Source organism: Ruminococcus sp. AM43-6 (assembly GCF_003461785.1).
GTDB classification, from domain to species: domain Bacteria; phylum Bacillota; class Clostridia; order Oscillospirales; family Ruminococcaceae; genus Hominimerdicola; species Hominimerdicola aceti.
Map to the genome: position 1 here is coordinate 1 of NZ_QTXU01000045.1, position 10945 is coordinate 10945.

Sequence of the window (10945 nt, forward strand, 5' to 3'; positions counted from 1 at the left end):
ACGGCTTCTATCGGAGTTAAAGGCTCAAAGCACAAGGAATGTACAGTCTGCAAGAAAGTTCTTGAAACGGCTGAAATTCCTGCACTTTCAAGAATTAGCATCTCAAAGGCAAGCGTGACACTTTCCACTTCGACCTACGCATATGATGGCAAGGCAAAGAAGCCTGGTGTAACGGTCAAGCTAAACGGCAAAACTTTGAAGAATGGTACAGATTACACAGTTTCCTATTCAAACAACACCAAGGTCGGAACAGCTACTGTAAAAATCACAGGCAAGGGCAATTACACAGGCTCAGTTTCTAAGACCTACAGTATCAAAAATAACTTCAAGAAAGCCACAGTTTCGGGCATTTCCACAAAGGCTTTCACTGGCAAGAACATCACTCAGAGCATTACTGTTAAATATAATGGCAAAACTCTAAAGAATGGCACTGACTACACAGTTTCGTACTCAAACAACAAGAAAATAGGCACTGCCACTGTAAAAATCGCAGGAAAAGGCTCTTACACAGGCACTGTCATAAAGACGTTCAAGATAAATCCTGCAAAGCAGGAGATACAGAAGCTCACAGCTAAGAGCAAGGCTTTCTTTGTGGACTGGGCACAGAAAGGCTCGGCTACCGGATACGAGATTCAGTACGCTACCAACTCAAAGTTCACAAGTGCAAAGAAAGTTACCATAACAAACAAAAAGACCGACAAGACCACTGTTTCAAAGCTTTCAGGCAAAAAGAAATATTACGTTCGTGTTCGTTCGTACACAACTGTAAAGGGTACGAAATACTACGGCGCTTGGTCGGCTTCAAAGAGTGTGACTACTAAGAAATAATTTTTATCGTTTATAAAATATCCCCCATGCAGAGGTTTTCTGCATGGGGGTGTTTTTTTGCTATAATTTTCATTTATATTCTCACATCTCAACTTCTCGGTTATACGCCTCAGCACCCTCGACATACAGCGTTCTCATTTCTTCAAACGAGTCGCTTGGGGATATGATAACGCCGTCTTTGCCGAACTTATTGAAATAGTATTTGACTTGAATAGGCGGGGAGATGAACTCGTTGACAGCGTTGGGCTTGGGCTTTTCATTGCCTTTCAGTATGGGGCGCTGATAGAGTATTTTGCCGAACATTTCAACGCCTTTTTCGGTGAGGTACACTTTGGAGATATCGCTCTCATCACTGCCAAAACGTGGGTCGCTGAGTAGGTGCTTCACGGACTTGACGTGAACCTCTTTCAGCCGTTCGTATTCGGTGACGGAGGAGTATTCCTTTTGGCTGAGCTTTTCTGCGATGCTTAGTCCGCTCAATCTGCTTATGCGATAGCTGTCGGCTTTGAACTCTTTGCCTGCGCTTTTTTCGTCGGACAGGCAGACAAGATAATTATACATCTTATATTCGTCGCTGACGATACGGTATGGGATAAGCCTTATGCGGCGCTTTTCACGGCTGTACATATTAGAATATGCGTAAATGAAGCTGTAATATCTGCTGCCGTTTTGTTTGATGACTTCATTTATTTTTATGATATTGTCGGCGAAAAGGAGCCTTTCACGTTCACAATCTGACAGCAGGGCATAGTCCTCATACACGGCTTTCAGAAATCTTCTTAGGGTCGAGCTGTACACCTTGTTTTCGTAATAAAGGTCATCACTGCTCAGTGTATCGTAAAGGTCACGGCATATGCTTAGCCTTACTCGCACTGCATTTTCGGTCTTGGTCTTTTTGTATTTTGCAGAGAGCTTTGAGATAAGATAGCTTTTTATTATCTCCTTGCTTTTATCATCAAGGCCGTCATCGATCTCCTCGATCTGCCATTCTACGAATGCGTTCAGAAGTGGGATACCAATATATTTATAGTTATCGTTACTTTTGTATTTTAATGATGCGATATATGCTGAATCAAATATACTTGTGAGAAATGAGGACATTGATACGCTGCCGTTAGGGGAAAGGCTTGTTTCAAATATGGACTTGTCCTTGATAATGACGGAATATGCAGAGGGTGAGAGGGGTATGGATTGCACCTCTGCGATATATGGTACGCCGCCCTCACGCTTGGGCAGAAATGTGCTTGGGGTCATGCTCATTTTTATCACCTCTTGTATCCATTATATCACAAATGTACTTTTTATCAATATCATAGAAAATTATTCTGTTGAAATTGTGATATAAATGCCGTAAAAACGTGATAAATGTGCAAAAACATAGACAAAAAAGTTTTTGAAAATTACACTTTTGTTGACGATGATAAGGTGGTATAATGTATACAGAACAAAGGACAGGAGGTGATAAAAATGGGAAAGACGATCCTTACGGCTATCATTGTAGCTGTACTTGACTGCGCTATCGCAGCTGTCAAGGAGATTGGGGAATGAGATGAAATAACAACAGACAGGAGGTGATAAAAATGGGAAAGACGATCCTTAAGGCTATCATTGTAGCTGTACTTGACTGTGCTATCGCAGCTGTCAAGGAGATTGGGGAATGAGATGAAATAACAACAGACGGGAGGTGATGAAAATGAGAAAAAAGATACTTACAACTATCCTTTTATCGGCACTTAACTGTGCGATAGCAGTTGTTAAGGAAATTGAGAGCTGTGACGAGATCACAATAGACTAGGGGGTGATAAAAATGGGAAAGACGATCCTTAAGGCTATCATTGTAGCTGTACTTGACTGTGCTATCGCAGCTGTCAAGGAGATTGGGGAATGAGATGAAATAACAACAGACGGGAGGTGATGAAAATGAGAAAAAAGATACTTACAACTATCCTTTTATCGGCACTTAACTGTGCGATAGCAGTTGTTAAGGAAATTGAGAGCTGTGACGAGATCACAATAGACTAGGGAGGTGATAAAAATGGGAAAGACGATCCTTACGACTATCCTCATAGCCGTACTTGACTGCGCTATCGCAGCTGTCAAGGAGATTGGGGAATGAGATGAAATAACAACAGACGGGAGGTAATGAAAATGCTTTATGTAAAACAACCACTTTCTATTGACATTTGTGTCTGAAAATGGTATAATATATATGTGTTAAAGCGTCGATAAGATAAGTTTGGTGTTTTATTACAAAATATCATTGATTATTTTGTCAACTTTGACCTACTACACTAGTGCGAATTTGTACTAGTCTAAAACGCCTGTGATAAACTCAGCTCAAATTTGTACCTACTACACTAGTGCGAATTTGTACGAGTCTAAAACTTGAACGTAATTGAACCGCCTGCTTCAACCCTACTACACTAGTGCGAATTTGCACTAGTCTAAAACGCTGGCTCTACTTTTATTATTTCTGGCTCGCTACTACACTGGTGCAAATTTGCACTAGTCTAAAACTCCTCGATTACCTTGTATGTGCCGATTGGGGCTACTACACTAGTGCGAATTTGCACTAGTCTAAAACACATTTCTTCAAGATAATTCGGAGAGGCACCTACTACACTGGTGCGAATTTGCACTAGTCTAAAACTATCGTCAATAAAAGATGCATCCTGTGTGCCTACTACACTGGTGCAAATTTGCACTAGTCTAAAACTAAACTCGACTGCACGACGCTTGCAAAGTCCTACTATACTGGTGCAAATTTGCACTGGTCTAAAACTGCAAACCGCTTTTCTCAAAAGCATATTTCTACTACACTAGTGCGAATTTGCACTAGTCTAAAACAAGATCCTTGTCATAGTAGCAACCAAGAACTACTACACTGGTGCGAATTTGCACCAACTGGCAAAGTTTAACATCAAAACCAACAAATAAAAAAATCCCTTAACGCTCAATGCGCTAAGGGATAACTAATATAAGGAGTGATATTTATGGCAAAAAAGAATAAAATGAAGCCTAGAGAGCTGCGTGAGGCCCAGAAAAAAGCCAGACAGCTCAAAGCGGCTGAGATAAATAATAACGCTATTCCTGCGATCGCTGCCATGCCTGCTGCAGAGGCTGCTGCACCTGCGGCAGAGAAGAAAAAATCCTCCGTCAAGGCGGCAGGAATGAAGTCTATTCTTGTCAGCGAAAATAAAATGTACATAACCTCTTTCGGCAAGGGCAATTCTGCTGTGCTTGAATATGAGGTGGACAATAATGACTACAACAAAACTCAGCTTTCCTCTGAGGACAGCAGCAATATCGAGCTTGGTGATGTAGACGAGGTAAACATCACTTTTTCAAGCAAGCATGGCTTTGGGAGCGGAGTGAAGATAAATACTTCAAACCCTACTCACAGAAGCGGTGAAAGCTCGCCTGTAAGATGGGATATGCTGGGGCTTAAATCGGAGCTTGAAAAGCGCTTTTTCGGCAAAACTTTTGATGATAATATACATATCCAGCTTATTTACAACATTCTGGATATCGAAAAGATGCTTGCGGTGTATGTAACGAATATCGTTTATGCGCTGAATAATATGCTTGGTATAAAGGATTCTGAAAGTTATGATGATTTTATGGGGTATCTTTCTGCAAGAAATACTTATGAAGTTTTTACTCACCCTGACAAAAGCAATCTTTCCGATAAGGTAAAGGGTAATATCAAGAAAAGCTCTAGCACGTTCAATGACCTGCTGAAAACTAAGCGTCTTGGCTATTTCGGTCTTGAAGAGCCAAAGACAAAGGATACAAGAGTTTCGCAAGCTTACAAAAAGCGTGTTTATCATATGCTTGCAATTGTGGGACAGATAAGGCAGAGTGTTTTCCATGATAAGTCAAGTAAGCTTGATGAAGACCTTTACAGCTTTATTGACATTATTGATCCCGAATACAGAGAAACCCTTGACTATCTTGTAGATGAGAGATTTGATTCTATAAATAAGGGCTTTATCCAGGGCAACAAGGTCAATATCAGCTTGCTTATTGATATGATGAAAGGCTATGAGGCTGATGATATCATACGCCTTTATTATGATTTCATTGTGCTTAAATCTCAGAAAAATCTCGGTTTTTCTATCAAAAAGCTTCGTGAGAAAATGCTGGAGGAATACGGCTTCAGATTTAAGGACAAGCAATATGACTCTGTGCGCTCAAAGATGTACAAGCTTATGGATTTCCTGCTTTTCTGCAACTACTACAGAAATGACATTGCCGCAGGCGAATCTCTTGTGCGCAAACTGCGTTTTTCAATGACCGATGATGAAAAAGAGGGGATATATGCTGATGAAGCGGCAAAGCTTTGGGGCAAATTCAGGAATGATTTTGAAAATATCGCCGACCACATGAACGGTGACGTTATCAAGGAGCTTGGCAAGGCTGACATGGATTTTGATGAGAAAATCCTTGACAGTGAAAAGAAGAATGCGTCTGACCTTTTGTATTTCTCCAAAATGATATATATGCTCACATATTTTCTTGACGGCAAGGAGATAAACGATCTTCTTACAACGCTTATCAGCAAGTTTGATAACATCAAGGAGTTTTTGAAGATAATGAAAAGCTCTGCTGTTGATGTTGAGTGTGAGCTTACGGCGGGCTACAAGCTGTTTAATGACAGCCAGAGGATAACCAACGAGCTTTTTATCGTAAAGAACATTGCTTCCATGAGAAAGCCTGCGGCTTCGGCGAAGCTTACGATGTTCCGTGACGCACTGACTATACTCGGTATAGACGACAAGATCACGGACGATAGGATAAGCGAGATTTTAAAGCTTAAAGAAAAAGGCAAGGGCATACATGGTCTGAGAAATTTCATAACAAACAATGTTATCGAGTCATCTCGGTTTGTATACCTTATCAAGTATGCGAACGCTCAGAAGATAAGAGAAGTGGCTAAGAATGAGAAAGTTGTCATGTTTGTTCTTGGGGGTATCCCTGACACGCAGATAGAACGTTATTACAAGAGTTGTGTGGAATTTCCTGACATGAACAGCTCTTTGGAAGCAAAGCGCAGTGAGCTTGCGAGAATGATAAAGAACATCAGATTTGATGATTTCAAAAATGTGAAACAGCAGGCAAAGGGCAGAGAAAACGTGGCTAAGGAGAGGGCAAAGGCTGTTATCGGGCTTTATCTTACGGTCATGTATCTGCTGGTGAAAAATCTTGTGAATGTCAATGCAAGGTATGTTATTGCGATACACTGCCTTGAACGTGATTTTGGGCTGTATAAGGAAATAATTCCTGAGTTGGCTTCAAAGAACTTGAAAAATGACTACAGGATACTTTCACAGACGCTTTGTGAACTTTGTGATAAGTCGCCGAATTTGTTCTTGAAAAAGAACGAGCGGCTGCGCAAGTGCGTTGAAGTTGATATCAATAATGCAGACAGCAGCATGACAAGAAAATACCGCAACTGTATTGCTCATCTTACTGTAGTTCGTGAACTGAAAGAATACATAGGAGATATTCGTACAGTGGATTCTTACTTCTCCATTTATCATTATGTTATGCAGCGCTGTATCACGAAAAGGGAAAATGACACAAAGCAAGAAGATAAAATAAAGTATGAGGACGATCTTTTAAAAAATCACGGCTATACGAAAGACTTTGTAAAGGCTCTCAACTCGCCGTTTGGATACAACATTCCGAGGTTTAAAAATCTTTCAATTGAGCAGTTGTTTGACAGAAATGAATATCTTACTGAAAAGTAGCGTGGTGTAGATACCGCCGCTCTCTTGGGGGACAGGTGGCGGCGGTGATATTCATTCTTGTAAAAGACGTGGTGGATATTCTGTTTGATTTGTTTTTGGGGAAAGAAGAAGTAGCACAAGTGAAAATCAGAGCGCTGTATGCAATGTGGTGCGGATATTTACAAACGCTTAGCAGCATAAAGCTGTTGGATAAAGACGGCGTGATATCTAAAGGTGTAACAACTCATATCACAAAAGAAGAAGCCAAAAAGCTGATGAAGCTCCTTAAAAAGATGAATATTTTTCGATTTTCTACCTCATCAGCGTCATTAGGGGAATAGTCCCAATCGTCGGTAGAAGCGATAACAACAGTATCGTTCTTAAAGTCAACTATAGCGCCAACACCATATGTAGTGATAAGCTGAGTTTTTCTTATATCTCCAACGGAGATCTTTTTGTCTGAATATGTTGATATGCCATTCTTCTGCATAATCTCTTATTCTAGGCTCGATACTTTCGACACGTTCAAGCATGGTTCGTTTTATCTGCTCTATATCTTTATCATCAGCAGTTTTTCGACGATGGCAGCAAAAATCCTGCACTAACGCAGAAAATAGTTGACAGCGTATCGAGGCTTTCTGAGAAGGATCAGAAGCTTGTGCTGGAGATTTCGGAGAGGTTGGGGAAAGATTGAATCGATAAAGTGCCTTAATGCTAGTCATAAGGCACGTTTGCTATGTGGAACATACAAAAAAAGAGTTACGCTTTTCGGTTCCTCAAAGCATAACCCTACTTGTTTAGGTAATACCAAAACTCCCCCTGCGGCGTTAAGTTCTGATAATAAAAAAGCCATGACGGACGATGCCCGTCACGGCGAGTGACTGGTCAAGGTGACAGGACGTTGAACAGTGGGTTCAAGCCTGCGTTTCGACCAAAATAAAAAGAGTTACGCTTTTCGGTTCCTCAAAGCATAACCCTACTTGTTTAGGTAATACAAAAACTCTCCCTGCGGCGTTAAGTTCTGATAATAAAAAAAGCCATGACGGACAATGCCAGTCACGGCGAGTGACTGGTCGAGGTGACGGGACGTTGAACAGTGGGTTCAAGCCTGCGTTTCGACCAAAATAAAAAGAGTTACGCTTTTCGGTTCCTCAAAGCATAACCCTACTTGTTTAGGTAATACAAAAACTCTCCCTGCGGCGTTAAGTTCTGATAATAAAAAAAGCCATGACGGACAATGCCCGTCACGGCGAGTGACTGGTCGAGGTGACGGGACTTGAACCCACGGCCTCTGCGTCCCGAACGCAGCGCTCTACCAAACTGAGCCACACCTCGAAATACCACTGTAATATTATATCACACCCATCAAACCTTGTCAAGGCGTTTTTTTCTGTTTTGTATCCTCTTTGCTTTTTTTACTGCGTTGACCTTTGGCGTATGACGAATTTATTGAAATCATTCTCATTGTAACTTATTTTCATTGACATACGCCTTGCGTTGTGATATTATATATATAAAGGTGTTCTCGTTTAAAAGTTTTTGTATGAGGTGATGAAATCGATGAATATGAAGAAAAGAATGTTGAGCATTGTCCTGTCTGGCGCAATGGCTGTTTCTACTGCTGTGTCTGCTGGATCGTTCAGTGCCTTTGCCGTGGCGCAATGTGTTGCGTATTCAGGCTCTAATGTGAATGATCAGGACTATGTGCAATGGTCTGACACAGTGAAATCTTACCTGACAGTGTGCGACAACGGCAATTATATGCGTGTTCAGTCAGGCGCTATCGAGGGCAAGCTCCTTGTGGAATATTACAGCTCTGATTTTGAACCGCTCAGCACTAAGCTTATCGACAACGAGCTGCCTATCTTTGGTGCTTTCTATGACTCCGGCAATAATTATTATGTCCTTAGCGGTCAGGAAAATCCGAAACAAAACGACTCCCTCGAGGTTTTCCGTATCACAAAGTATGACAAGAATTGGAACAAAATAAAGTCCTGCGGTCTGTATGGAGCTAACACTACAGTTCCATTCGATGCAGGCTCGGCAAGAATGACCCACAGCGGTGACCACCTGCTTGTCAGAACCTGCCACGAGATGTATAAGTCAAGCGACGGCAATAATCATCAGTCTAACGTTACCATTGAAGTTGATATGCCGTCAATGACTATCACTGATTCATATACCGGCGTCATGAACGTTGATTATGGCTATGTTAGCCACTCCTTCAATCAGTTTATAAAAACTGACGGCAACCATATAGTCGCCCTCGACCATGGTGACGCTCATCCACGTTCTGCCGTTCTGGTGAAGTATAATTCTGATTTTACTACAGGCAAATTCTTCCCAAGCTATTTTGAACAGGTCAGCAATATCGACGTTGTAACATACCCTGAATATACCTCCGGTCACTATAACTATACAGGTGCGGCTATAGGCGGCTTTGATGTGTCATCATCAAGCTATATCGTGGCACAGAGTACAGTTGACCTTGACTATATCAATACGTCAAAAACACGAAACGTCTATGTTTCCGCTGTTTCAAAGGACCTTTCCATAAACAAGCTCAATAAGATAACTTCTTATGCAGAGGGTACAGACTCAGCTTCTGCCCCACAGCTTGTGAAGATAAATGATAACAGCTTTTTGCTGTTGTGGGCCAGAGATACAAAGGTAAGCTGTGTGAAGCTAAACTCTGACGGCACGGTAAACGGCAGTATACACACCTTTGAGGGAAGCCTTTCAGATTGCCAGCCTGTTATCAAAAACGGCAGAGCAGTATGGTATGTTTACGATAAAAATAACGTGACCTTCAACTCCCTGAACCTTTCAAATCTTGGCGATATAAAGACGTTTGATGTCAAAACAGGTCATGACTACGAAACAAAGTACGCATCAAAAACTGACGGCACTGTAACACAGACCTGCAAGTCTTGCGGTTATGTGAATAAGTTCACAGTTCCGACTTCTACCACTGTTTATTGGCGCACAGACCTTTCGAATACGTCCTTTTCAAGCGTATTGAGCAAAACTCAGTTCAGTGCGGGCGACAGCATTGATTTCTGGCTTTATGACGATACAGACTACACAGTTGAATTTTCTGATCGCAGTATGGTAAGTGTAAATAAGCTTGAAAACTATGCTAATGATATAAGACGTATCACATTCAAAAACGGCGGTTCACTCACTGTAAAAATTTATCCTACATACAATCCGTCTGTAGCAAAGACATACAAACTCACCTGCGGATGCACGAGCCACACATATGGCAGTGCTGTTATCACAAAACAGCCGACCTGCACATCAGAAGGTACAAAAACAAAAACTTGTACACAGTGCGGAGCAACAGTAACAGAAACAATTGCAAAGCTTTCCCACAGCTACACAACCACAGTTGTTGCGCCTACTTGCACTGCTGGCGGCTACACTCTCCACAAGTGTTCTGTTTGCGGTACTTCATATAAGGACAACACAACAAAAGCAACAGGTCACAGCTACGGAAATTCTGTTGTAACAAAACAGCCGACTTGCACATCAGAGGGTACTGCTATAAAGACTTGCACAAAGTGCAATGCGACAGTTACAGAAACTATACCAAAGACTTCACACAAATATGCTGATACAGTTGTTGCACCTACTTGCACTACTGACGGCTACACTCTCCACAAGTGTTCAGTTTGCGGTACTTCATACAAGGACAACACAACAAAAGCAACAGGTCACAGCTACGGAAATTCTGTTGTAACAAAACAGCCGACTTGCACATCAGAGGGTACAAAAACAAAGACTTGCACAAAGTGCAATGCGACAGTTACAGAAACTATACCAAAGACTTCACACAAATATGCTGACACAGTTGTTGCACCTACTTGCACTGCTGACGGCTATACTCTCCACAAGTGTTCTGTTTGCGGTACTTCATACAAGAACAACACAACAAAAGCAACAGGTCACAGCTACGGAAATTCTGTTGTAACAAAACAACCGACCTGTACATCAGAGGGTACAAAAACAAAGACTTGCACAAAGTGCAATGCGACAGTTACAGAAAAGCTTCCTGCAAAGGGTCACACCGCAGTTACCGACAAGGGCTACCCTGCTACTTGCACCACCGCAGGCAAAACAGACGGCTCACATTGCTCAGTTTGCAATACTGTTATCAAGGTTCAGACAGTGATAAATGCCACAGGTCACAAGTCAAGCGGTTGGATAACTGACAAGGCGGCTTCTATCGGAGTTAAAGGCTCAAAACACAAGGAATGTACAGTCTGCAAGAAAGTTCTTGAAACGGCTGAGATCCCTGCACTTTCAAGAATTAGCATTTCAAATGCAAGCGTGACACTTTCCACTTCGACCTACGCATATGATGGCAAGGCAAAGAAGCCTGG

The 10945-nt window shown here is 41.7% G+C and carries 4 protein-coding genes, 1 tRNA gene and 1 pseudogene; 3 read left to right on the plus strand and 3 right to left on the minus strand.

Going from position 1 to position 10945, the window contains the following annotated elements:
- On the plus strand, positions 1-828 hold an 828-nt coding region (locus tag DW938_RS13730; protein ID WP_181984462.1), incomplete at its 5' end, for a fibronectin type III domain-containing protein.
- Positions 829-909: 81 nt separating this feature from the next.
- Here DW938_RS13730 and DW938_RS13735 read toward each other — a convergent pair.
- Entirely contained in the window at positions 910-2088 is a 1179-nt protein-coding gene (locus DW938_RS13735; RefSeq protein ID WP_118125474.1) for a hypothetical protein, read from the minus strand.
- 1733 nt (positions 2089-3821) lie between these two features.
- On the opposite strand from DW938_RS13735, the gene cas13d reads away from it, so the two are divergent.
- Entirely contained in the window at positions 3822-6581 is a 2760-nt protein-coding gene (gene cas13d / locus DW938_RS13740) for a type VI-D CRISPR-associated RNA-guided ribonuclease Cas13d (protein ID WP_118125476.1), read from the plus strand.
- A 223-nt stretch (positions 6582-6804) separates the two neighbouring features.
- On the opposite strand, the gene DW938_RS13745 is transcribed toward cas13d, so the two are convergent.
- Both DW938_RS13745 and DW938_RS13750 read right to left on the minus strand, forming a co-directional pair.
- The gene (locus DW938_RS13745) at positions 6805-7050 is read right to left on the minus strand and encodes a hypothetical protein (RefSeq protein ID WP_117878262.1); all 246 of its coding nucleotides are present in this window, start codon (positions 7048-7050) and stop codon (positions 6805-6807) included.
- 768 nt (positions 7051-7818) lie between these two features.
- Positions 7819-7895: transfer RNA gene (locus tag DW938_RS13750), tRNA-Pro, on the minus strand.
- A 225-nt stretch (positions 7896-8120) separates the two neighbouring features.
- On the opposite strand from DW938_RS13750, the pseudogene DW938_RS13755 reads away from it, so the two are divergent.
- Positions 8121-10945, plus strand: a pseudogene (locus DW938_RS13755) (hypothetical protein); the annotation flags it as partial.

What these genes read in the sequence shown, in the direction of transcription:
- DW938_RS13735 (WP_118125474.1), bottom strand. Translation starts at nt 2,088, where the DNA reads ATGAGCATGACCCCAAGCACATTTCTGCCCAAGCGTGAGGGCGGCGTA.
- DW938_RS13745 (WP_117878262.1), bottom strand. Translation starts at nt 7,050, where the DNA reads ATGCAGAAGAATGGCATATCAACATATTCAGACAAAAAGATCTCCGTT.
- cas13d (WP_118125476.1), top strand. Translation starts at nt 3,822, where the DNA reads ATGGCAAAAAAGAATAAAATGAAGCCTAGAGAGCTGCGTGAGGCCCAG.